Raw genomic sequence first — 23,777 nt, forward strand, 5'->3', positions numbered from 1 at the left:
ACTGAGGAGAGCCTCGCGGTGTCGAATGAGCTGGTCATACGCAACATGACACGTCCCGAGCTGGACGAGCTCGTCGATTGGGCTGCCCGTGAGGGGTGGAATCCCGGTCTTCACGATGCCGAGTTGTTCTGGGCTACGGATCCTGCCGCCTTCATCGCGGCGTCCCGCGGTGACGAGTTGATCGGCGGCGGTGCAATCACCTCCTACAATGGCGAATTCGGTTTCATGGGTTTTTTCATCGTCCGGCCTGAATATCGCGGTCAAGGTCTGGGCAATACCCTCTGGCACGCACGCCGCGAGCGACTCCTCGCCCGCCTCCGCCCAGGCTCGAGCATCGGCATGGACGGCGTCTTCGCGATGCAGGATTACTACGCCAAAGGTGGTTTCGTCTTCTCCCATCGCAACATGCGTTTTCGTGCCGAGATTACCGAGCGCCCGGCGCCCTCACAGGCAGACGATCAGGACATCGTCCCGTTGGCCACCTTCCCGTTCGATGAGGTTGTCGATTACGACCGTACCTGTTTCCCCGCCGCGCGTGAAACCTTCCTGAGCGGGTGGATGGCCCAAGCCGACGCACTCGCCGTGGGTTGCCAGCGCGAGAGCAGGCTAAGCGGCTACGGTGTAGTAAGGCGCTGCCGGCAAGGTTACAAGATCGGCCCCTTGTTCGCCGATGACGCCCTGGCAGCCAATGCCCTCTACGCGCGCCTGGCGGAATTTGCCGAGGGTGGCCCGCTGTTTCTCGATGCCCCGGAGAATAACCCCGCCGCGATGGCGCTCGTGCGCCAACAGGGCATGATCGAGGTTTTCGGCTGCGCACGCATGTACCTCGGCCCCCCTCCGGCGATCGCGCACGAACGTGTGTTCGGCGTCACGACCTTCGAGCTGGGCTGATGTCCGCTCGCGACCTCATCGGTTATGGCAGCTGCCCACCCCACCCGCGATGGCCTGGTGAAGCGCGCGTCGCGGTCCAGTTCGTACTCAATATCGAAGAAGGCGCGGAATCATGCATTGCCAATGGCGATGCACAGTCGGAGGCCTGGCTACATGAGCTACCGGGCCGCCCGCCGCGTGTGGGGGAATTGGACTTGAGCGTCGAGGGCATGTACGAATATGGATCGCGCGCAGGTGTGTGGCGCATTCTGGAGCTGTTCAGCGCCCGAGGCTTGCCGCTGACCGCCTTCGCTGTCGGTCGAGCACTGGAACTCACCCCGGCGATTGGCCATGCGCTCTGCGCTGCCGGGCATGAGATTGCCGGGCATGGCTACCGTTGGCTGGACTATCGCGACATACCTGAAGACCAGGAGCGTCGCCATATCCGCCTCACCCTCGACGTGATCGAGCAGATCTGCGGTAAACGCCCGGTAGGTTGGTACACCGGAAGGGTCAGCCAGAACACCCGCCGCCTGTTGCGTGAGGAAGGTGGGTTTCTCTATAGCTCGGACGCCTACAACGATGACCTGCCCTATTGGCTCCCAGGCTCGCCCGCCCACCTGGTGATCCCTTACACACTGGTCAACAACGACGCCCGTTATCTGCTACCGAACGGTTTTGCCTGCGGTGAAGACTTCTTCCAGTTGCTCAAGGATGCTTTCGACCTGCTGTGGCAGGAAGGCGCGCAGCACCCGAAAATGATGAGCGTCGGCCTGCATGGGAGGATCAGTGGCCATCCTGGTCGGGCGATGGCGCTGGCGCGCTTTCTCGATTACGTGCAAGGCCACAATGCGGTGTGGATCTGTCGGCGCGAAGAAATTGCCAGGCACTGGATAACCCAGTTCCCCGCGTGAGCGGCCAGAGGTTCGAAACGGCCTGAGTCACGCTGATGTACCCCGTTCGAAGTCAGGTTTGCTCAGACTGCATTGCACTGTCTTGGCAAGGAACACCTGAACTTCTGGCTCCAGGCTTTTTTCGCCACTCTATATTGGCCAGAAGCGACCTGAACCCGCCGCTGGCGACAGGCATATATCCGCCCCATAGATACCCGTTGCAATAGGCAGCTATCGGCCAGAAGCAGCCGTTCATGAACGACCGCTCCGACTCAAAAGCAGACGGGGTGACCCCGTCCGCAAAGTACGATCAGCTTTGGCAAAACCGGATTCGATTGCCGAATGGGTCATACACTTCTAGAACTTGGCCCCAGCCCTGCTGAACAATATCCGGACGTCCATATCCGTAACGTTTGCCCTGCAATTCGTCGCGGAGCAATTCAATGTTTTGCATCGGGACAAATATCGTCGATCCCGGGCTCGCATCGCCATGATGTTCAGAAAGATGGAGGTGCAGACCGTTTCGGCTGATACCGAGGTAGAGCGGTAGATCAGTTTCAAATCGGTGCTCGAATTCGACGCTGAAGCCCAGAAAATCAAGATAGAACTCGCGCGCCTTGATTTCGTCAAACATCCGCAGTATCGGAATGGTTTTGTCGAATGTAATCGCGGGCTGAGTGTTTTCCTGAGGAAGAATCGCTGACGCAGTGTTCCAGTCCTTGTACCCCAGCTGGTGCGCTACTGTTTCCAGCGCCGTGGAATGAGTCACGGCTTGATTGCGCGACTCTAGCGAGGCACGCAGCCTCTTCGCCATCTGCTTGGCTTGCTCGATTGAAAACATAGTTTCTCCTGTAATCGAGGCATTTTGGTGCTCGCGTTGCCAAACCTCGACTTTCAAGAGATGCGACTGGATTTGGGAAGAGAAAAAAATGCTTTCACCTTTCCTTTCGGAAGCGAGCGGCAGGCAGCATCAGCCTGCGCAGATGATACATACCGGCTTAAGTCAGCGGAAGCTCTCTCGGTTGCAAGTCTCCTGCGCGATTCATCGTCCCTATGGGTCGCTTTTAGTCGGTCGCGAGCAGCAGCTATGGGTCGATAGCGGTCAGTCGCGAATGTCCGTTATCGACCCAATGTAATCGGATAGATATCCGGCTGGCCCCAAATGAACTTAGACGCCTCCACCCCCTCGCCGCAGAACCCGCACAAGTTCCCCAACAACAACCCCTTCAACAGCCCCTTCAGTAGCACCTGCCTCAAACACCGCACAACAAGCCGACGCATCGCCGTCACAAATACGGTAAACGGCAACGACACTCCCAGGCCCGCACCCTGTGTGTCCACAGAGCGTAAAGCCACCCTCAATCTCACCCTGCATCAAACCAAGGCCATAGCCCGGGGTAAGCCATGGACGTCCCGGAATCGGGCCGCCCAGTGTTTTTGCTGTCTGCATTTCCTGGAGCAGGCCTGGGGGAAGGAGATGCCCGGCGAGCAGTCGGTCCAGGAATAGGGCGGCTTGGGAAAGGGGGCCGATCAGCAAGCCGTGGTATACCCAGGCGGGATCGTAATTTGCTGTGTCGCCGAGGTGGGCACCTTGTAAGTCTGCTCGTGTTTTGGCGAAGCGAACGCTGGAAAGGCCCAATGGCGTCAGTGCGCGTTGACTCACTGCCTCTTCAAGCGACAGTTCAGTCACTTGCTCGATCAGCTTGCCAATGAGGTAGTAACCAACATTCGAGTAACGCCATCCGGTGCCGGGGCTGTAGCGAAGCCGGGCTCCCTCGAGGCGCTGCATCATTTCGCCTGCCGACCAGGCGGCCTCATTGTTGGCGACGGCGGTGTGATAGTCCGCAAGTTCGCTGTAATCGGCGAGCCCGGCTTCATGCCGCAGCAGTTGGCGCAAGGTGAAGGGTTGATCCAGAACCGCGTCGTCCAGCCTGATCCGCCCATCACGGACCAATGACAGGGCGGTAGCGGCCAGGACCGTCTTCGTGAAGCTCCACCACGGCACCACCACGTCTGAGCGATCGGACGTCAGTGGCTGGCCATTGAAGATGAGTGAACTCGGCATTGGAGAGTCAAAGCATAGTTATCAGGGCAGCGACGATCTTCTCATGCCGCGCCTGAATGGCGTCTTTGCCCCACACCCGGCCATCGCTCACGAAGTGCGTGATCTCTCGCTGTTGGAAGTAGTGGGTGTAGGTTGCCAGTTTCTGCTTGAACGGGATGTTGCCCACCGCACAGTTATGGGGTTTGGACAGCAGCAGGTAGTTGCCGAGACAGTTCAGGTATTCCTGTTTGAAGGTCTCGTCGTAGGTGCCATAGCCGTGGGGTTGGGTCGAGGGTTCGGTAGAAGGGGCAATGTGCTCCAGCTCGGGGCGTTCAATGTCGCTGTAGCGCCGCGGTGTGTAGCCACGGTAGCCATCGCCTTCCAGGTGGACTTCATATTTCCAGAGCAGGTGCTTGGCGGTTCTGTGGTTGATTTCACCGTCCAGGGCAGCCAGCAATTTGTCGTTGTTCCAATAGGCCCACCACCAGTCACTCGCAGTCTTGAGGCGTTCGATCCGATCAAGGATCGGCTCTATCGACGACGCCTCGGTGGAAAATTGCTCGTAAACATGACTGATGCGGGAAGTGATCTCCGCACGCGTGCCAATCAGGCGATGACGGATGATCAGGCTCTCGAAGGCCACGCAGAGTCTGTTCTTGTCAGCGAGGCTCAGGCCAAACCGATAGGCTTTGAGGATGAACGGCAGGGCGATAGCGATCCCGCCCAAGCTCACCAACGAGTGGATCGGGAAGTTGTTGCGTTCGTCCTCGCCAAAGAACACGGACAAGTGCTCGAAGCTGATGGCCAGGGAGTCGGTAAATGCCTGTACGAATTCCAGGGGTGACGGCCCGGCCAGCATGGCCTCGACTTTGTCCAATGCGCCGCTCTCCCACAGGGAGTTGAAGTGAACGCGCAGGGTGTACTGCAGTACATCGTCTTCTTTGATTCGGTACTCAATCGCCGATATGGATTTGTAAATGGTCTCGAAGCGGTTTTTGACTTCCTCGATCAGGCTGTCTTTTTGCTGTTGATCTTCGCCGTGCAGATGGATGGCATACATGAACTGCGCTTTCACCACCTCCAGGTTGGAGGGGCGTTTGCCGCGGTTGTTCTGGAAAATGAACATCTGAATGGCTTCGGCTTCATCCCGAACCGGGTGCGTGCTGCACGATGCCTGAGACACGATGGTCAGCATGTCGGTCAGGTACGCTTCGGATTGGTCGCTTAGCGCTTTCTTGAAGTACTCGAAGGCCGTGATCAGCCGCTGGGCTGAAGTGGTCTTGAAGGTTTGGGCGTCTTTTCTGGACTGGTTGATCACATAGTCGACAAAGACTTGGTTGTCATAGTCCACGGTCTTGAAGCGGATCTGGCTATCGCGCTTGATGAGGTCCTTGTAGCAATCCTGCTCTTCTTCGGTGAGTGCCCGCTTGCCCTGCAGGCAATTGAACAGGGCCGCCAGGAAGAGACTGATCGTGGTCAGACGTTGCTGGCCGTCAATCACACGAAACTCACCTTGCGTCTCCTCGAACAGGAAGTGGCCGAAATAATAAGGACTTCGGGACTTGCTGCGGCGGTACGCCTCGAGGTCCAGGAGGAACACGTCCGTCTGCGTGGTCCGGTTCGAGCCTTCGGTAGGCGTTTCCCAGGCATAGGCGCGTTGGTAGGCAGGAACCACGATTCGGTTGTTGGCCATCATGTTGCGGATGGTCGTCGAAGCTTTCACTGAGCATGTCCTTATGGATAGTGGCGTTGTGCCAATGATCGCTTGAGTTGCGCATTTTTGCACGGTGGATATTCGGGGGCAGGGTGTGGCTGGGGATCGCGGGGCAAGCCCGCTCCTACCGTGTCAGCGCCGGGCCGATAGCTGCTGGGGCGCCAGAAATGCATCATGAAAGTAGTTGCGAAACGCATTCATCGCCGGGCTGAACTCCCGCTCCCGGTGCCACGCCAACCCCACACTCATCGGCGTTACCTTGTCGGTAATCGTCAGGGTTTCAATCCGCTTGCCTTCCAGCGACCAGGGCCGGTGAACCAGGTCCGAGAGAATCGCCACGCCACTGCCATTGGCCACCATGCTGCGCACCGCTTCCACCGAGCTGGTGCGCACCCGCACGTTCGGGCGTTGGTGCGCGTGTTCCCAGTAGCGCATGGCGCTCTGTTCGGCTTCGTCGACGGTGAGCAGGATGTAGGGCTCCCGGGCCACGTCGGCCAGGCTCACGGCCGACTGCTCGCACAGCGGATGGTGGCTGGGCAGCCACAGCCGGCGTTCGGAGTTGAACAGGGTTTCGGAGACGATGTCCGGGTGGGTGAGGTTGGACGTAAGTACCACGGCCATGTCGAACTGGCCCTCCAGCAGGCCTTGTTCGATGGACTCTCGTTCCTGTTCGTGCACTTCGATGGCGACGTCCGGGTGCCAGTGCTCCAGGCGTTGCAGGTGGTGCGGGAGGAAGTAGCCGATCACGGTGTAGCTGGCGGCCAGGCGCAGCAGGCCGCTGGCGCGTACGTCGGGCAGCGGGCTGTTGAGGGCGTCGTCGACGCTGCGCTGGATCACGTAGGCGCGGTTGAGAAAGTGCCGCCCGGCATCGGTCAGGCTCATGCCCTGGGCCGAGCGCTGGAACAGCAGGGTGCCGAGCATGGCTTCCAGCTCCTTGATGGCGGTGGTCACCGCCGATTGGGAGATGTTCAGGTGGATCGCCGCCTGGGAGATCTGGCCGATCTCGGCGGTGGCGACGAAGTAGCGCACCTGGCGCAGGGTCAGTGACATGCTCGCTCCGGTCGGGCAGGTATCTGTTTTTCAGAAGATGCCCTATCTGTTAATAGATCTTCCCAAGGGGTGAGGGGGAATCTAACGTGGCCTGCAGGTAGTGACAAGTGTCAGGAGCAAGCACCATGCAGGCAGTAGATTTCAATTCGGACATGGGCGAAGGCTTTGGCCCATGGACCATCGGCGATGGCGTCGACACGGAGCTGATGGGCTTCATCAGTTCGGCCAATATCGCCACCGGTTTTCATGCCGGCGACCCCGGCACCATGCGCCGCACGGTCGAGCAGGCCAAGCGCCTGGGCGTGGCAGTGGGGGCGCACCCGGGCTTTCGTGACCTGGTCGGCTTCGGCCGCCGCCACATCAATGCGCCGGCCCAGGAGCTGGTCGACGACATGCTCTATCAGTTGGGGGCCCTGCGTGAGCTTGCCCGGGTTCAGGGCGTTGCGCTGCAGCACATCAAGCCCCACGGCGCGCTGTACATGCACCTGGCCCGGGACGAAGAGGCGGCGCGCTTGCTGGTGCAGAACCTGCAACGCCTGGAGCCTGAGCTGCTGCTGTATTGCATGCCCGGTTCGGTGATCTGGCGGGTCGCCACCGAGCTCGGCCAGCCAGTAATCCGCGAGTTCTACGCCGACCGCGAGTACGACCTCAGCGGCTCGATCGTCTTTACCCGCAACGTGCGTGCCTATGACCCGGCCCAGGTCGCTGCGCGGGTGCTGCGTGCCTGCCAGGAAGGGGTGGTGCGCGCGGTCGAGGGGGAAGACCTGGCAATCGAGTTCGACTCCATCTGTTTACACAGTGACACCCCCGGCGCCCTGGCGTTGGTCGAAGCCACACGCAAGGCGCTCGACAGCGCGGGGATCACGGTGCGCGCGCCGCGCTGAAGCCGGCGCCAGGGTTTACCCACTTATTTTTTGCCTGCCTTTCTACAACTAATTCCAAAAGGAACAGACATGGCCGAACACAGCGTAATTACCCCATTGCCCGGGACGTTCTACCGCAAGGCTACCCCTGATGCGCCGGCGTACGTCGAGGAGGGGGCACAGGTCAGCGCCGACACCGTGATTGGCCTGATTGAAGTCATGAAGCAGTTCTCGGAACTGACCGCGGGGGTGGAGGGACGCCTTGGCGCCTTCCTGGTGGAAGACGGCGATCCGGTGGAGCCGGGTCAGGTCATCGCCACGCTCGATAACGTGTGAGGGCGCGACCATGAGCCAAGCCATTCGTAAATTGCTGATCGCCAACCGCGGCGAGATCGCCGTGCGGATCATCCATGCCGCCAAGGCGCTGGGCATTCCCACCGTGGCCGCGTGCAGCGAGGCGGACATCGACTCCCAGGCGGCGCGCCTGGCCGATGAAGTGCATATCCTCGGGCCGGCCCGTGCCGACAAGAGCTACCTGAATGTCGAGGCCTTGCTCGGCGCCTTGCAGGCCACCGGTGCCAACGCGGTGCATCCGGGCTATGGCTTTCTCTCGGAAAACGCCGACTTCGCCGAGGCGGTGCTCGCGGCCGGGGCGATTTTTGTCGGCCCGAGCCCGCAGACAATCCGGCGCATGGGTGACAAGGCCGAGGCACGGCGCACCGCACAAGAAGCGGGTGTGCCGGTGGTGCCGGGCTCGCCGGGTGAGCTGTTCGACGTCGATTCGGCACTCAAGGCTGCCGAGTCCGTTGGCTTCCCGCTGCTGATCAAAGCCTCGGCCGGTGGCGGTGGGCGCGGTATTCGCCTGGCGGAAAACGCCCAGCAACTGAGCGAAGAATTCCCGCGTTCCCAACGCGAGGCCCAGGCGGCATTCGGCAATGGCGCGGTGTACCTGGAGCGCTTTATCAGCAAGGCACGCCACATCGAAGTGCAGGTGTTGGGTGATGGGCAAAACGCGGTGCACCTGTTCGAGCGTGAGTGTTCGCTGCAGCGTCGGCGGCAGAAAATCTTTGAAGAGGCGCCATCGCCGGCACTCAGTCAGCAGCAGCGCGAAACGCTCTGCGCCAGTGCCGTGCGCTTGACCGAAGCCCTCGGCTACCAGGGCGCCGGGACGCTGGAGTACCTGTATGACGACGTCACCGGCGAGTTCTTCTTCATCGAGATGAACACGCGGATTCAGGTGGAGCACCCGGTCAGCGAACTGATTACCGGCATCGACCTGGTCCAGGCGATGCTGCGCATTGCCGGTGGCGAGCCGCTCGGTTTCACGCAACCTGACATTCAAATCAACGGCGCCGCTCTGCAAATGCGCCTGAACGCCGAAGACCCGGCCCGGGATTTCTTCCCAAGCCCCGGGCAGGTAGACGCCCTGGTGTGGCCGCAAGGGCAGGGGGTGCGTGTCGATAGCCATCTCTACCCGGGTTACCGCGTGCCGCCTTACTATGACTCGCTGCTGGCCAAGCTGATCGTCCATGGCAGCGACCGTGCCCAGGCACTGGCCCGTGCGCGCCTGGCGGTGGAGCAGACCACGCTCACCGGCATGGCCAGCACCTTATCGCTGCACGGCGAGCTGCTGGAACAACCCTGGCTACACAGCGCCGATTTTCATACCGGCACCCTTGAAACCTGGCTGGCCGAGCGCCGTAGCGGAGGTAACGCATGAGCAGTCCAATCCGTTACAGCTTTGGCGCAGATGAACATCTGTTTGCCGAAGTCAGCGACAGCATGTCGCTTGAAGCCTTCTTCAAAGGCATGGCGGTAACGCGCGCGGTAGAGCGCCTGGCCCTCGATGGCGTGCTCGATGTGTGCCTGGCCAATGCCTCGTTCCAGATCCGTTTCGACCCGGACCGCATCGCCCCGCAGGCGTTGCTCGACGCGGTGAAAGCCGCAGAGGCCGAGGCAGTTGCGCAACGCACCCTGCACACGCGGATCATCGAGATCCCGGTGCTGTACAACGACCCCTGGACCCACGAAACCCTGATGCGTTTTCGCGACCGCCATCAAGACCCGAGCGTGACTGATCTGGAATACGCCGCCCGGGTCAATGGCCTGGCGGATGTCGAGGCGTTCATCGCCGCCCACAGTGGTGCGCCGTGGTTTGTCTCGATGGTGGGCTTTGTCGCCGGGTTGCCGTTCATGTTCCAGATGGTCGAGCGCGAGCGCCAGTTGCAGGTGCCCAAGTACCTGCGTCCGCGCACCGATACGCCGAAATTGACCCTGGGCCACGGCGGCTGCTTTGGCTGCATCTACTCGGTGCGCGGGGCCGGTGGCTACCAGATGTTCGGCGTCACGCCGGCACCGATCTACGACCCGCAGCAGAACCTGGCGTACCTCAAGGAGCACATGGTGTTTTTCCGCCCGGGCGACATCGTGCAGTTCAAGCCGATGGATCGCGAGGCCTATGACCAGGCAGTGGCCGAGGTGGAAGCGGGGCGTTTTGACCTGCGCATTCGCCCGGTGGAGTTCTCGCTGGATGCGTTTCTGGCCGACCCGGTCGGTTATCCCAAGTCGTTGCAGGAGGTGCTGGCATGATCAAGGTACTCAAACCGGGCCTGGCCACCTCTGTGCAGGACCTGGGACGCGAAGGCTACTACCACCTGGGCATCCCGCCTTCCGGTGCGCTCGACCAATACGCCTTGAGCGCGGCCAATCAATTGGTCGGCAACCCGGCGGGCGCGGCGGCGCTGGAGTGTACGCTGCTCGGCCCTGAGCTGGAGTTCCAGGCGGATGCCCTGGTGGCGGTGTGCGGCGCGCACATGACGCCGAAGGTCGATGGCGTCGACATGCACCCCGATACCGCCTTCACGGTCAAGGCCGGGCAAGTGCTGCGCTTTGATTTTCCCAAGGCCGGGGCGCGTGCCTACCTGGCGGTTGCCGGCGGCATCGATGTGCCCGTGGTGCTTGGCAGTCGTTCGACCTATGCGCTGGGCGCCCTGGGTGGTTTCCAGGGGCGTCGGCTGATCGCCGGGGACGTGTTGCCGGTGGGGGTTGCCAGCGGCAAGGGCCGGGCCGGCGCCAGCCTGCCCATGGCCTTGCGTCAGTCACTGGGTGGCGAGATCAGCCTGCGCGTGGTGCCGGGCCTGTATTACGAGCGCCTGAGCGCGTCGGCAGCGGACAGCTTTTTTGCCGAAGCCTGGACCGTGGGTTCGGAGGCCGACCGTATCGGCTACCGCTTCAAGGGTGGCAGTGCGCTGAGCTTTCAGCCCCGTGAGCAGCCGTTTGGTGCCGGCTCCGATCCGTCGAACATCGTCGACAGCTGCTATCCGATTGGCTCGATCCAGGTGCCGGCCGGGCTTGAGCCTATCGTGCTGCACCGGGACGCGGTGTCGGGTGGTGGCTACGCCATGATCGGCACCGTGATCAGCGCCGACCTCGACCTGATCGGCCAGATGCAACCGAACCAGAAGGCCCGGTTCGTTGCCGTAACCCTTGAAGAAGCGTTGGAAGCGCGCCGCTCCTACAAGAAAAAGCTGGCATGCCTGAGCAAACTCTTCCCGTCCTGAAGCCTGTAGGAGCGGGCTTGCCCCGCGATGCGCTGTGACTGGCTGACCGCTATCGCGGGGCAAGCCCGCTCCTACCCTGGGGTTACCCGGCGTATACTCCGCGGCCATATCAAGCGCCGGGGAGACGTTCATGCGCCAGGTTTTGCTTATCGTTGATGTCCAGTCCACCTTCAGCCCGCCCGAATGGCTGGTCGATGGTGTGCGGGCGTTGTCCGCGAGGATGCCGGCGGTCGCGTCGGTCGAGTTGCATGATGAGCAGGTCACGCCCTTCGACAAGCAACTTGGCTGGCACCCGGCAGCCGAGGACGAAAGCCTGGTCGAGGCCGATCAGGTGTTCATCAAGCACGGTTACGGCCAGAGCGCCGAAGCCATCGCGTACCTCAAGCAGCTCAATGTCGAGCGCGTGCTGGTCTGTGGCATCCAGACCGAAACCTGTGTGCTGGCCGCCGGGTTTGCGCTGTTCGATGCAGGGCTCAACCCGACGCTGATCACCGACTTGACCGTGGGCTCGTCCCTGGACAGGTCCGGCCAGCTGGGGATCAATCTGTGGAAGCATCACTTCCGCCAGGTCACCACCCGCGCCGAAGTCGTCGCCGAACTGGAGTAGGCGCGGGCTTACGCAGCCCGTTCCAGGGCGCCGAGTAAATCCACGAACTCCAGCGAGAGTTTGTTGCGCGGGGCCAGGCGGACCAGTGGCACCGACGCTTCGTGGGACTCGCGCATTTTCACCGAGCTGCTCAGGAACGTCGGCAGAACGGGCAGGCCTTCGGCGAGCAATTGGTCGATGAGCGTTTGATGCAGGGTGGTGCGCCCGGAGAACTGGTTCACCACGATCCCCTCAAGCAACAGCGATTCGTTATGGTCCAGGCGCAAGTCCTCGACCTGGGCGATCACGCTGTACAGCGCCTGGCGGGAAAAACTGTCGCAGTCGAAGGGAATTAGCAGCCGGTCGGCCGCCACCAGGGCACTGAAGGTATAGAAGTTCAGCGAGGGCGGGGTGTCGATGTAGATGCGCTCGTAGTCCTGGGACAGTTCGACCAGCAGCCTGCGCAGCTTGTTGATTTTGAACTTGCTCTCAAGCTTGGGCTGGATGTCTGTCAGGTCTGGGCTGGCGGTCACCAGGTGGAGGTTGTCGTAGGCCGTTTCGGTGACGGTCACGCGCGATTTCTTGCTGGCGGGGCCGCTGGACAGCGTCTGCTTGAAGAAATCCGTGATACCGGACGGAATGTCGTTGTTGAGAAGGCCGGTCAGGTAGTGCGTTGAGTTGGCCTGAGGGTCGAGATCGACCAGCAGAGTTCTGTAGCCTTCGGCGGCGCTGACCGCGGCGAGGTTACACGCAATACTGGATTTGCCCACTCCACCTTTCTGATTGAATACAACTCGACGCATGAGGCGCTTGATCCTTGAGTAGGTCTACGACGGAATAAAATCAGCAGCAGCGCTTAATTTATTACCAAGATGTTTCAGAAATAAGTCACGGCGGGCCACGTGTCGGTTTTCAGGCACCCCCAGGCAACCCCCCAACGTGGGTAGCCGCAGAAACCCAGGCGTTTCAGTAGTTTATTGCTGAGCGTGAAACACCGGTTTCTGCAAGGGAGTGGCAATGAAAAACAACCAAGATCCAGAGGCGCCCCCCGGGTTGCAGGCCATTGGCATGCCTCGCGTGTTGCGCGCCTTTCAGCCCGACCGAGAGGCACGGGCCTTTCTGCGCCTGGTGAACCTCTCCACCCGCCTGCGGCCCGCCGAAAACTACTCGCTGCCGCGCTTACGCCAGGGCTGGCGCTTGACGGCGCTGGCGCTGGGGGTCAATCCGCCCGTGGCCTCGGTCAGCGAGCAACTGATCGATGGGCCCGACGGCGAAATTGCCTTGCGCATCTTCAAGCCCGCCAATGCCCAGGCCTTGCAGCCGGCGTTCCTGTGGTTTTTCGGCGGCGGCTTCATCATTGGCGACCTGGACACGGCCGACGGCATCTGCCGCAGCATTGCCCTGGCCGCTGATTGCATGGTGATCGCGGTGCGTTATCGCCTGGCCCCGGAGCACGATCTGTCGGCAGGCCGTGCCGATGCCCTGGCGGCGTTGGAGTGGGTGGCCAGGCACGGCGCGCAGTTGGGCGTCGATACCACGCGCCTGGCCATTGGCGGCGATTCGGCGGGCGGCAACCTCAGTGCTGCCGTCGCCCAGGAAAGCCTGCGCCGTGGGGGGCCGGCGCTGAGCCTGCAAGTGCTGGTCTACCCGGCCACCGAGCTGGTGGAGAAATTCCCGTCCTATGCGCAGAACGCCTTCGGCCAACACCTGCTGACCGACCATGCGGTGAAATGGATCGAACAGACCCTGGCCCCGTCACTCGCCACCCTCGACCTGCTCGATCCGTGGTATTCGCCACGGCGCAGCCCTGACATGCACGGCCTGGCGCCGGCCGTGATCGTCAGTGCCGGCTTTGACCCGATCCGCGATGACGGGCTGGACTATGCCGCCCGCCTGCGTGCTGCCGAGGTGCCGGTGGAGTTGTTGCACTACCGGGGCCAGTTCCATGGCTTTCTCAATTTCGACTCGGTCAACGGCGCCAGCCGCGATGCCTTGCTGCGGATCGGCGAGGCACTGCGCAGGGCGTTCAACCGCCAGCCGGCTGCCGACAGGACTATCGAGATCGCTGATCGCCTGCCACGCAAGCAATCGCGCCTGCGCGCCAGCGCCGACGAACTGGCGACCTCGACCTTGACCACCTGGGTGCTCACCGAGCGCTGGGGTATCGCCTTGCTGCGTTTGCTCGCGCCCAGGACCGCCAGCGCCTGCCGCTTGCTGATCAGGCCCTGGCTGTTGCCCACGGTAATGCTGCGACGCAAGGCCATTTCCGGCCTTGACCGGTTGGCCGCACGGCAAACCTGGCCCGCAGAGAAACGCCGCACTGTAAAACCCTGATCGAGGAAAACGTCATGGCATTACCTGATCCGTTGAAACTGTATCGCGAGACCATTACCCGGTTTGAAAACGGCATCAATACCCTGGCCGCCCGTCACCTCGACTCCAAAGAAGTGGGCCTGGTGATCGACCAGTACGCCAGGGTCTCACACGGCTTGCAGCACCTGTCGCAGACGTCGCTCGATCGTCTGTACAAGCGCATGGACCTGCCCAGCCGTGCCGAAGTCGACGCCCTGGCCAGGGCCTTGCGGCGGGTCGAAGACAAGCTCGATCAATTGCTGCCGGCCGTTCACAGCGGGGCGCTTGCACCGCGCCCGCCGCGCACGCGGCGCCCCGTGGTGGAAGCGCCCCCGGTGCCGGTCAAACCGGCAGCCAAACGTAAACGCAAGGCAGGAAGTGACGATGACTCGGCCACATGACACCAAGGTCGTCGACGCTTCGTTGACGGGCCGACTGCGCTCGGAGCTCGGCATGATGGTCCAGCGCGGCATCAAGGGCCTTGAATACCTCAGCACGCCACCGCCCGCCGTTGGCATGACCCCCAGGACGCTGGTGCACCGCCGCGGCACCTTGTGCCTGTACCACTACCACGCGACGGCGGACGAGATTTATCGCGTGCCGTTGTTGTTGGTCATGGCGACGACCAGCAAGGCGGCGATCTTCGACCTGGCCAAGGGCCAGAGCCTGATCGAGTACCTGCTGGCGCGGGGGTATGACGTCTACGTGATGGACTGGCATGCGCCAAGCCCGGAAGAGGCGCACTTGAAGCTTGAGCACTATGTGCTCGACTTCATTCCCGACTGCATTGGCCGGGTTCAACAGGCTACCGGCGTGGACGATGTCACGCTGATTGGCTACTGCATGGGCGGTGTCCTGGCAACGCTGTACGCCGCCTTGCATCCCGGCGGCCCGCTGAAGAACCTGGTGTGTTTCACCACGCCCGTGGACTGGACGAAGATGCCCCTGGCCAAGCAACGTCACCTCAATCCCGAGCGCTTGATCGGTGCGACGGGGCTGGTGTCGCCGCAGACCATTATCAGGGCGATTGATCTGCACCGTCCCGCCGGTCGCATTGCCGGCAAGGCGCGGCTCTGGGACAACTTGTGGAATGACGACTACGTCCGGGGTTTTCGCATGATGGCGCGTTTCAGTGACGAGACCCTGCCGCTACCCGGCGAGTACATGCGACAGCTCCACCGGGAGCTGGGGCAGAACAACTCGCTGTGCGAAGGTGGCCTGCGCATGGGTGGCAAAGAGGTCGATCTGAAGAATATCGAAGTGTCGCTGCTGCACATCATTGCCCAGTACGACTCCCTGGTACCGCCGGACTGCGCGCAACCGCTGGTGGCGCGTGTGGGTTCGCGGGACAAGGAAGAGCTGTTGCTGCCGGGAGGGCATGTGAGCCTTGTGGCGGGACCGGCTGCGGTCAAGCGGATGTGGCCCAGGCTTGACCGGTGGTTGGGCGAACGGTCGGTTTGAAGGCCTGCCTGGGGCCAAGGAAGGCGAGCGGCTACCAAACCTCGTAGCCGCTGGCGCCAGCCTGCGCTCGACCGCGTAGCGGTCGTGGCGTGGCGGTTTGCACGGCAATGTACAAGGCAAGGTCAAGCCAGTGTATCCACCACCCCGCCATCCACACGCAAGGCTGCACCGGTCGTGGCCGACGCCTGCCTGGACGCCACATAGACCACCAGGTTGGCCACTTCCTCGACCGTCGCCGCCCGTTGAATGATGGAGCTTGGGCGGTGCTCCATGACGAACGCGGCGGCGCATTCCTCCAGGGACTTTCCGCTTTCGGCCACCTCATCCTTGAGCATTTCAGCCACGCCCTCGGACAACGTCGGCCCGGGCAGCACCGCGTTGACCGTGACCCCGGTGCCGCCCAGACGCTTGGCCAGCCCGCGGGACACCGAGAGGTTGGACGTCTTGGTGAAGCCGTAATGAATCATGTCGGCCGGGATGTTCAATCCCGATTCCGAGGAAATGAACACGATGCGACCCCACTGACGCTCGACCATGCCCTGGGCATAGGCTCGGGACATTCGCACCCCGGACATCACGTTCACCTCGAAAAAGCGCTGCCAGACCTCGTCCGGAGTGTCGAAAAAGTCTTGCGGGCCATAGATACCGACGTTGTTGATCAGGATATCCACCTGCGGCACCTGGGCGACCAGCTGCGCGCAGCCGTCGGCATTGCCGAGATCGGCGGTCACGCCGGTTACCGTTGCCGCCGCAAAGGCTTGCTTGATGGCCGCCACCGCAGCATCCACCGCTTGCCGATTGCGGCCGTTGACGATGACCGCGGCGCCTGCCTCGGCCAGGCCCCTGGCGATGGCGAAGCCGATACCCACGGTGGAGCCGGTCACCAGTGCAGTCTTGCCGCTCAGATCAATGTTCATGGCTGACATCTCGTAGAGAGGGTGTGGGTGAAATCTAGCAGCAATGCACTGCGACACCTGCTCGCTGCGCACTTACAGGAAGGGCAGCGCTTGTGGCAGGTCCAGTTCGAGCAGCCAGCGATCATGCTGGTTATCGACCTGCGCCTTGGCCTGCAAGCGCAGCAGCAGTCGCTGGATGGCGGTATGGGCCAGCACGGCGGGGGTGTCCTGGGGCTTGGGTTCGGGCCACGGCGTCAGCGTCAGGCTCAGGCGCAGCAGGCCGCGGGGCTGGAGGCTGGTGGCCAGGTGCAGGTCGATCCGCTCAGGCAGGGCGCTCAGTTGCAGGTAGCTGAGCAGGCTGTCGAGCAGTTGGCGGTAGTGGCGGGCATCGATCCAGGCGCTTTGCAGGGCGCGCAGGCCCGGGCCCAGGTCCAGCGCGCACCCCTGGGCCGCGAGCCGCGGGTACCAGGGCGCGAGTATTTCTTCGGTCAGGTCGCCCAGGTGGTGAGCCTCGGTCTGTGACTCCTTTTCGTGGGCATCCAGCGCCATGACTTCATCGACCCTAACCAGGGTCTGGCGCATGTCTTCGATTTGCCGGGACAGCGCGTTGAGCCTGGGTTGCGGGTCGTCGGCACCGGGTAACAACACCTGGTCGAGGTTCTGCTGCATGCCCGCCAGCAGCGCTTGCAGTTCGTGGCTGACGGCCACCAGCGTGGTGCTCTTGAGGTGGCTGGCAAAGCGCGCCTCGGCGCCTTCCTGGCGCAGGGTGGAGAGCATTTTGTCGCGCTCGGTCAGGTCGCGCATGCCACCGAGCATGGCGACCAGCGTGCCACTCTCGTCGCGAAAGGGTGTGCACCAGTAGTGCATGGCGGTGGGCACCCCCGCGAGGTCGACCACCGCTTCGGCCATGAAGGGCTCTTCGCGGATCACCGCCTCGCGAAAGCGCTGGCATGAACGCTCGCGCATCAGCGTCGGTAGCCACAGGGCCTGGTCCAGGGTGGTGCCGCGGATCATCTCGAAACTCTCGCCGGTGTAGGTCAGGTAGCGGCGGTTGCACATCAGCAGGTGGCTTTCGAGGTCACGCACGAACATGGGGTAGGGCGCCGAATCGAGCAACGCCCGCAACAGCCCGTACTCGCGCAGTAATTGCGGGTCCAGGGGCGTGCCCTGTACCCGGGCGGTGTCGTCACCGGCCACCAGGCCATGGCTGCGCGCCACTTCCAGCAACTGGAAATCACTGTCGACCTTGAGCTTCTGGTGCAGGCGCGCCTTGTAGGTGCTGACGGTCTTGTAGCTCAGGCTCAGTTGCCCGGCGATGTCCTTGTTGTTCAGGCCCTGGCTGAGCATCTGCAGCACCGTCAGCTCGCGGCCGGAAAGTTGCTCCAGCTCGCTTTCGGACTCGTTGGCGTCCTGGCGGGTCGCCTCGCGGGGAAAGTAGCTGCGCCCGTGGCTGACGGCCTGCAGGGCATGTTCCAGCTCTATCAGCGCCTCGGTCTTGCTCACGTAGGCATCGGCCCCGGCCTGCAGCGAGCGGGCGGCGTACAGGCTGGCCTCCTGGACGCTGTACACCAGCAGCTTGATGCCTTCGTGGCTGGCGCGCAGGCGGCGCAGCAGGTCCAGCCCGCCCAGGCGCGGCACCAGCAGTTCGAGGATCACCAGCTCCGGGCGCAGCTGGCGGCATTTGTCCAGCGCATCCTGGCCGTTGTCGACCTCGGCCAGCACCTGGTGGCCGGTGCGTGCAAGCAAGGCCCGCAGCCCGTCGCGGACGATGGGCAGGTGGTCCACGAGCAGGACGGTGCTCATGTGCAGTTACCTCCATGGCGGTCTGCGCCCAAGCATAGTCCAGCCCGGTCGAGAGTCACTCCTACAAGGGCATTGACCTTGCTCCGACATAAGCACCGCGGCCATCCGCGCAGACTTCAGGCATCCCATTACCCAAGCCTGCGAGGCTGCCATGAAAACCTTCACCCGCCATCCAGCACGCCATCCCAAGTTCCAGCGCACCTGCCTGGGCCAGGCCATCGGCCTGGTACTGGCGGGACTGTTCAGCCTCAACGTGATTGAAGCCGAAGCCGAAGACAACGCCGTCGAGCCACCTGCCCAGGACGTCGACCCACCCTCGGCCGCCGGCGTCATGGCCAGCCCGTCCTACCTTGCGATCGCCCTGCAGGCCAGCGAAGACGCCCCACGGGTGTTTGCCGCACGCCTGCTTGGCGCACCCGCACCGATCAACGTGATCGTGCCGGACAACATCGGCATTGCCACCGCCGGCGCCCATGACGACACCGTCGTCAACCTGGCTGCCGCCCGTACCATCGGTGTGCTGGCCCAGGGCGCAAGCAGCGTCGGTTTCAACGGCGGCACCGTCAACAACAGCGCACAGAGCGCCGCCAACGCCGCCGGCCAGACTGGCCTGCAGGCCAGCAACGGCGGCCAGCTCAGTGGCAACGGGGTAACCGTCAACCTGGTGCCCAAGACCGCCAGCAGCGCGCTTATCACCGCCAGCAACATGACCGGGGTCAGTGCCAAGAGCGGTGGCCAGGTGTCCCTGCGCGACAGCAGTGTCACCCTGGGCGGCAACGTCGGCGGCCTGAACAACCAGGGCCTGGTGGCCAGCGGCAGCGGCAGCCACATCGACTTTGTCGGTGGCAGCGTCAGCACCCTGTCCAAGGGTTCGGTGGGTGTGCTGGCGCAGGACGGCGGTACCATCAGCCTGAGCCAGGGCAGTGTGATCAGCACCACCGGTGCGACCAACGGCGTCAACGCCAGCCACGGCCTGAAGGCCACCGGCGCAGGCAGCCGGATCGAGGCGAGCGAGGTGGCGGTCAACCTGGGCGCCGTGGCGGCCAGTGCTGCCCGTGCTGAAGACGGCGGCCACATCCAGCTCGAGAGCAGCGTCCTGGCCAGTACCGCCGCAGCCACCAGCACCACCACGACCGCCATGCTGCATGCCCTCGGGGGTGCCACCATCGAAGCGGATAAAACCAGCGTCAGTGCCATCGGCAACTACATCGGCGGCGCCCGCGCCGACGGCGCCGGCAGCCAGGTCACCGTCAAAGACAGCACCCTGGCCGTCAAGGGCGCCGGCAGCGCCACGGACTTCACTTCCGGCGCCCGCGCCATGAACGGCGGCGCCGTAGCCCTGCAAGGCAGCCTGGTGTCGGCCCAAGGCACCTTCAGCCACGGTGTCTCGGTCGAAGGCAGCGGCTCCCGGGCGGATGTCTCGGACAGCCGCATTGATGTCATCGGTGCCCGCTCCCATGGCGTCTACGTCAAGGATGGCGCCAGTGCCGAGGTGAACAGCAGCAAGATCAGCCTCGACGCAGCCCCCGGCGCTGTCGGCCCCTGGGGCCTGGGCGCGCTGGTCGAAGGCAGCGGCTCGTCGCTGATCCTCAACGACACCGAGGTGAGCACCACCCAGAAAACCAGCTTTGGCGTACGCGCCCTGGCCGGCAGCGACCTGCTGATCAACAACGGCAAGATCGACACCCTGGGCAACTACTCCACCGGCCTGAGCGCCGGTAGCTCGACCGTGGTGGCCCGTAACCTCAGCATCACCACCGCCGGTGACGACAACGCCATGGGCGTGGTCGCCGACACCAACGCCACCGTCACCCTGTACGGCGGCTCGGTGACCACCACCGGCAACGGCTCGCCGATCTCATCCAACCTGACCTTTCCCCATGCCCTGGCCTCCCGCAACCCCGGCGCCCAGCTCAACGTCCATGGCACCAGCGTGCTCACCACGGGCACCCAGGCCTATGCCGCTGCGGTGGACGATGGCGGCAGCATGCTGCTCGATGGCGTCTCGCTGCAGACCCAAGGCCAGTATTCCGTGGGCCTGTACGCCGGTATCGGCAGGGTCAAACCTGCGCCGGTGAGCCTGATTGCCCACAACGTCAGCGTCGAAACCCACGGCGACCAGGCCCCTGGCGCACTGGTCAGCCGCCAGTACCAGGCCGATGAAGCCAAGCTGGAGCTGTTCGATTCGACTGTCAGTACCCACGGCGTGCGCTCCCACGGCTTGCAGGCGGAGTCGGGTGCACAGCTCGACGCCAGCAACACCTCGGTCACCACCAGCGGGGTAAACGCCCTGGGTGCCCTGGCCAACAACACCGCTCGCGTCGACCTCGACCAGGTCGGGGTGAACACCAGCGGCGACCTGGCCCACGGCGCGGTGGCCAAGAACGGCGGCGTGCTCAGCGCCAGCACCAGCGTGATCAGTGCCAGCGGCGAACAGGCCGCCGCGCTCTTCGCCCAGGGCACCGACGCCCTCAAGGGCCAGGCAAACGTCAATAACAGCGTGCTGCACAACCGTGACGGCGCCACCGTCGGCGTGGCCGGTGTGGCCGATATCAGCCTGATCGACACCATCGTCGGCGGCAGCGGCCAGTGGCTGAATGTCGACAGCGCGGTGGCCAGCGACGGCACCAGCATGCCCGACATGGGCACCGGCCAGTGGCAGGGCGTCGGCAGTACCCTGGCCAGCGCCGGTAATGCCCGCATCGATGTCTCGGGTTCGGTGCTCAATGGTTCGGCACGCACTGCGGCCGGCAGCGACTCCAGTGTCAGCCTGCGCGATACCAGCATCTGGAACCTCAGCGGTGAGTCGAACCTGGGCAACCTGCACAACGAGGCCAGCCTGATCGACTTCAGCGCCCCGGTGGGTGGCAGCTTCAAGAACCTGACCGTCAACAACTACCACGGCGCCAACGGCACCATCGCCCTGAACACCTACCTCTACAAGGATGACTCGCCTTCGGACAAGCTGGTGGTGGATGGCGGCAAGGCCGACGGCAGCAGCAACCTGATGATCAAGAATGCCGGCGGCCCCGGCGCCCTGACCCAGGGCAACGGCATCATGGTGGTCGACGCGGTCAACGGCGCCACCACCGACACCGAGGCTTTCCGCCTGCTCAACCGGGTCAAGGCCGGCCCTTACGAGTACACCCTGCACCGTGCCAGCCAGGACGGCAGCAACGGTGAAGCCTGGTACCTGCGTTCGACCAAGGATGCAGACCCTGTGGTTCCTGTAGACCCCGTGGTACCGGTTACCCCGGTAAATCCTGTGACCCCAGTGACGCCTGTGACCCCAGCGGCCCCGGCAGATCCTGCCGCCCCGGTGTTCAACCCGGTTGCAGACATTCCGGCACGTCCACAGGTGCCCAACTACCGCCCTGAAACCTCGTTGTACCGGGCACTGCCTTCGATGCTGCTGCACTACAGCCACGCCATGGTCGACACCCTGCACGAGCGTGTCGGTGAAGAGCGTCGCCTGGCCACCGACCCGCTGCCGGGTGAGGCCGTCGATACCTACGGCCCGAGCCTGGGCTGGGGTCGCCTGATCTACCGCAAGGGCGAACAGGACCTGGGCGAGGGCGCCAGTGCCGACTACCGCATCCATGCCTTCCAGGTGGGTGCCGACCTGTACCGTAACGACGACGTCGACGGCAGCACCGACCAGGCCGGCCTGTCGCTGAGCATTGGCCGCATCGCCGGCAGCGTCGAGCACAACGATGGTGTCAATGCCGGTGATGACCTGCTGCGCGCCTACGGTGTGGGCGGCTACTGGACTCACTTCGGGCCGGAAGGCTGGTACCTCGATGGGGTGCTGCAGTTCAACCAGTTCGACATCAAGACCAGCCCCAACGACCTGGACGGCCTCAAGACTCGTGGTCGTGGCGTCACGGCCTCGCTGGAAGGCGGCTACCCCTTCCATGCCGAGAAAGACAAAAACCTCCACGTAGAACCGCAAGCCCAGGTGATTGTCAGCCGGATCAAGGTCGACGACAGCCATGACGATGCCTCGGATGTGCGCTTCGACGACGTCGACTCGCTGACTGGCCGCATTGGTGTACGCATCGACAAGGACTGGTTCCGCGAAGACGACAAAGGCAAGATCCACCGCACCAACGCCTGGGTTCGCCCAAGTGTCTGGCACGAGTTCAAAGGCAAAGCCAAGACAGAGTTCTCCTCGGCCGATGGCTACATCCCCTTTGGCACGGACATGAGCGGCACGTGGGGCGAGATGAACATGGGGGTTGATTACCAAGTCAACGAACGCACGACGGTGACAGGTTCGCTGGGCTACCAGAAGGCGTTTGGCGAGGACAGCAGAAGCTACGAGGGCATGATCGGCATCAAGGTCAAGTTTTGATTCTGAGCGGCATCGCGGGGCAAGCCCGCTCCTACGGTAGGAGCCGACTTGCCCCGCGATCAGCTCACACCCCTTTGGTCGAAGGCAGCAGAATCGTCAACACCCCCAACAACGGCAGGTAAGCGCACAACCGGTACACCGCCTCGATTCCCTGGCTGTCCGCCAAGTGCCCCAGCAGCGCCGCACCAATCCCGCCAAAGCCGAACATCAGGCCGAAAAACACCCCCGCAATCATGCCGACGTTCCCCGGCACCAACTCCTGGGCAAACACCACAATGGCCGAGAATGCCGAGGCCAGGATGAAGCCGATGATCATGCTCAGCACGCCGGTCCAGAACAGGTCCACGTAAGGCAACGCCAGGGTGAAAGGCGCAGCCCCCAGGATCGAGAACCAGATCACCGCCTTGCGCCCGATCCTGTCGCCAATCGGCCCGCCAAAGAAGGTGCCCGCCGCCACCGCCCCCAGGAACAGGAACAGGTACAGCTGCGAGTTGGCAATCGATACGTCGAACTTCTCGATCAGGTAGAAGGTGAAATAACTGGTCAGGCTGGTCATGTAGAAGTACTTGGAGAACACCAGCAACGCCAGTACCACCAGGGCAAAGGTCACTCGGCCCTTGGACAGCCCGTGGGTCGCCTGGCTGCCCTGCTTGAGCTTGAACAGGTCCAGGTGGTGGCGGTACCAGCGGCTCAGGCCGTACAGCACGGCAATGGCGAACACGGCGAACAGGCCGAACCAGGCGACATGGCCCTGGCCATAGGGAATGACGATGGCTGCCGCCAGCAACGGCCCGAAGGCGCTGCCGGCGTTACCGCCCACCTGGAAGGTCGACTGCGCCAGCCCGTAGCGGCCGCCGGAGGCCAGGCGTGCCACCCGCGACGCCTCCGGGTGAAAGGTCGAGGAGCCGATGCCCACCAGCGCCGAAGCCAGCAGGATCGCCGAAAAGCTGCCGACGAAGGCCAGCATCAGGATGCCGACCAAGGTGCACAGCATGCCGGTGGGGAGCAGCCAGGGCTTGGGATGGCGGTCGGTGTGATAGCCCACCCAGGGCTGTAGCAACGAGGCGGTGAGCTGGAAGGTCAGGGTGATCAGGCCGATCTGGGTGAAGCTCAGGCCATAGTTGGCCTTGAGGATGGGGTAGATCGACGGCAGCACCGCCTGGATCAAGTCATTGATCAGGTGGGCGAGGGCACAGGCACCGATGACCCGCATCACCAAGGGGCTGGCTTGGCGGGCAACCGAGGCGCTGGCCACGGCTGGGTTGAGGCTGGTGGAGGACATGCTGGGGCTTCCGCAGGCAAGGGATTCAAGGTTGCAGCGTTATCCTAGG

20 protein-coding genes are annotated in these 23,777 nt (G+C 63.3%); 12 read left to right on the forward strand and 8 right to left on the reverse strand.

Going from position 1 to position 23,777, the window contains the following annotated elements; all coding sequences use genetic code 11:
• Nucleotides 1–18: 18 nt before the first annotated feature.
• Complete coding sequence (locus U9R80_RS11380; RefSeq protein WP_301840473.1) at nt 19–891, forward strand: GNAT family N-acetyltransferase; 873 nt, start codon at nt 19–21, stop codon at nt 889–891.
• Nucleotides 891–1,784 carry a polysaccharide deacetylase family protein gene (locus U9R80_RS11385; protein WP_301840474.1) on the forward strand — a complete coding sequence of 298 codons (894 nt, stop codon included), beginning with the start codon at nt 891–893 and terminating at the stop codon, nt 1,782–1,784. Before U9R80_RS11380 ends, U9R80_RS11385 begins: the two co-directional genes overlap by 1 nt.
• A 289-nt stretch (nt 1,785–2,073) precedes the next feature.
• On the opposite strand, the gene U9R80_RS11390 is transcribed toward U9R80_RS11385, so the two are convergent.
• The 4 genes from U9R80_RS11390 to U9R80_RS11405 all read right to left on the reverse strand — a co-directional run bounded on the left by U9R80_RS11390 (nt 2,074) and on the right by U9R80_RS11405 (nt 6,571).
• Nucleotides 2,074–2,604 carry a glyoxalase superfamily protein gene (locus U9R80_RS11390; protein WP_301840475.1) on the reverse strand — a complete coding sequence of 177 codons (531 nt, stop codon included), beginning with the start codon at nt 2,602–2,604 and terminating at the stop codon, nt 2,074–2,076.
• Nucleotides 2,605–2,931: 327 nt separating this feature from the next.
• Nucleotides 2,932–3,828 carry a serine hydrolase domain-containing protein gene (locus U9R80_RS11395; RefSeq protein WP_301840476.1) on the reverse strand — a complete coding sequence of 299 codons (897 nt, stop codon included), beginning with the start codon at nt 3,826–3,828 and terminating at the stop codon, nt 2,932–2,934.
• Between the two features lie 7 nt (nt 3,829–3,835).
• Nucleotides 3,836–5,530 (reverse strand): DUF262 domain-containing protein, encoded by a 1,695-nt coding sequence (locus U9R80_RS11400; RefSeq protein WP_301840477.1) that lies wholly within the window; start codon nt 5,528–5,530, stop codon nt 3,836–3,838.
• A gap of 123 nt (nt 5,531–5,653) precedes the next feature.
• Nucleotides 5,654–6,571 carry a LysR family transcriptional regulator gene (locus U9R80_RS11405; protein WP_301840478.1) on the reverse strand — a complete coding sequence of 306 codons (918 nt, stop codon included), beginning with the start codon at nt 6,569–6,571 and terminating at the stop codon, nt 5,654–5,656.
• A gap of 125 nt (nt 6,572–6,696) precedes the next feature.
• On the opposite strand from U9R80_RS11405, the gene U9R80_RS11410 reads away from it, so the two are divergent.
• From U9R80_RS11410 to U9R80_RS11435, 6 genes are all read left to right on the forward strand, one after another.
• Nucleotides 6,697–7,455, forward strand: coding sequence for a 5-oxoprolinase subunit PxpA (locus tag U9R80_RS11410; protein WP_301840479.1), 759 nt, complete (start codon nt 6,697–6,699; stop codon nt 7,453–7,455).
• 69 nt (nt 7,456–7,524) lie between these two features.
• A complete protein-coding gene (locus U9R80_RS11415) occupies nt 7,525–7,770 on the forward strand; it encodes an acetyl-CoA carboxylase (protein ID WP_301840480.1) in 246 nt (81 codons plus the stop codon).
• 10 nt (nt 7,771–7,780) lie between these two features.
• A complete protein-coding gene (locus U9R80_RS11420) occupies nt 7,781–9,154 on the forward strand; it encodes an acetyl-CoA carboxylase biotin carboxylase subunit (protein WP_301840481.1) in 1,374 nt (457 codons plus the stop codon).
• Nucleotides 9,151–10,023 (forward strand): 5-oxoprolinase subunit B family protein, encoded by an 873-nt coding sequence (locus U9R80_RS11425; protein ID WP_301840482.1) that lies wholly within the window; start codon nt 9,151–9,153, stop codon nt 10,021–10,023. The genes U9R80_RS11420 and U9R80_RS11425 overlap by 4 nt, the downstream gene beginning before the upstream one ends.
• Nucleotides 10,020–10,994, forward strand: a complete 975-nt coding sequence (locus U9R80_RS11430; RefSeq protein ID WP_301840484.1) for a biotin-dependent carboxyltransferase family protein — start codon at nt 10,020–10,022, stop codon at nt 10,992–10,994. Before U9R80_RS11425 ends, U9R80_RS11430 begins: the two co-directional genes overlap by 4 nt.
• 130 nt (nt 10,995–11,124) lie before the next feature.
• Nucleotides 11,125–11,601, forward strand: coding sequence for an isochorismatase family protein (locus U9R80_RS11435; protein ID WP_301840486.1), 477 nt, complete (start codon nt 11,125–11,127; stop codon nt 11,599–11,601).
• An 8-nt stretch (nt 11,602–11,609) separates the two neighbouring features.
• On the opposite strand, the gene U9R80_RS11440 is transcribed toward U9R80_RS11435, so the two are convergent.
• The gene (locus tag U9R80_RS11440; protein ID WP_301840488.1) at nt 11,610–12,383 is read right to left on the reverse strand and encodes a ParA family protein; all 774 of its coding nucleotides are present in this window, start codon (nt 12,381–12,383) and stop codon (nt 11,610–11,612) included.
• A gap of 214 nt (nt 12,384–12,597) precedes the next feature.
• Between U9R80_RS11440 and U9R80_RS11445 the strand changes: the two genes are divergently transcribed.
• Genes U9R80_RS11445 through U9R80_RS11455 form a run of 3 tightly spaced genes read left to right on the forward strand, consistent with a single transcriptional unit; the run spans nt 12,598 to nt 15,393 of the window.
• Nucleotides 12,598–13,914 carry an alpha/beta hydrolase gene (locus U9R80_RS11445; RefSeq protein ID WP_301840489.1) on the forward strand — a complete coding sequence of 439 codons (1,317 nt, stop codon included), beginning with the start codon at nt 12,598–12,600 and terminating at the stop codon, nt 13,912–13,914.
• Nucleotides 13,915–13,928: 14 nt separating this feature from the next.
• On the forward strand, nt 13,929–14,333 hold the full coding sequence (locus U9R80_RS11450) for a hypothetical protein (protein WP_301840490.1): 405 nt from the start codon (nt 13,929–13,931) through the stop codon (nt 14,331–14,333).
• A complete protein-coding gene (locus U9R80_RS11455; RefSeq protein WP_301840491.1) occupies nt 14,317–15,393 on the forward strand; it encodes an alpha/beta fold hydrolase in 1,077 nt (358 codons plus the stop codon). The genes U9R80_RS11450 and U9R80_RS11455 overlap by 17 nt, the downstream gene beginning before the upstream one ends.
• 122 nt (nt 15,394–15,515) lie before the next feature.
• On the opposite strand, the gene U9R80_RS11460 is transcribed toward U9R80_RS11455, so the two are convergent.
• Nucleotides 15,516–16,310: an SDR family NAD(P)-dependent oxidoreductase gene (locus U9R80_RS11460; protein ID WP_301840492.1), complete on the reverse strand. Its 795-nt coding sequence runs from the start codon at nt 16,308–16,310 to the stop codon at nt 15,516–15,518.
• Between the two features lie 72 nt (nt 16,311–16,382).
• Nucleotides 16,383–18,092, reverse strand: a complete 1,710-nt coding sequence (locus tag U9R80_RS11465; protein ID WP_301840493.1) for a response regulator — start codon at nt 18,090–18,092, stop codon at nt 16,383–16,385.
• A gap of 151 nt (nt 18,093–18,243) precedes the next feature.
• On the opposite strand from U9R80_RS11465, the gene U9R80_RS11470 reads away from it, so the two are divergent.
• A complete protein-coding gene (locus tag U9R80_RS11470) occupies nt 18,244–22,446 on the forward strand; it encodes an autotransporter outer membrane beta-barrel domain-containing protein (protein WP_301840494.1) in 4,203 nt (1,400 codons plus the stop codon).
• A gap of 64 nt (nt 22,447–22,510) precedes the next feature.
• Here the strand turns inward: U9R80_RS11470 and U9R80_RS11475 are convergent, their stop codons facing one another.
• Entirely contained in the window at nt 22,511–23,728 is a 1,218-nt protein-coding gene (locus U9R80_RS11475; RefSeq protein WP_301840495.1) for an MFS transporter, read from the reverse strand.
• Between the last annotated feature and the right edge of the window lie 49 nt (nt 23,729–23,777).

The sequence above is a fragment of the Pseudomonas sp. JQ170C genome (assembly GCF_035581345.1).
In the GTDB taxonomy this organism is placed as follows: Bacteria; Pseudomonadota; Gammaproteobacteria; order Pseudomonadales; family Pseudomonadaceae; genus Aquipseudomonas.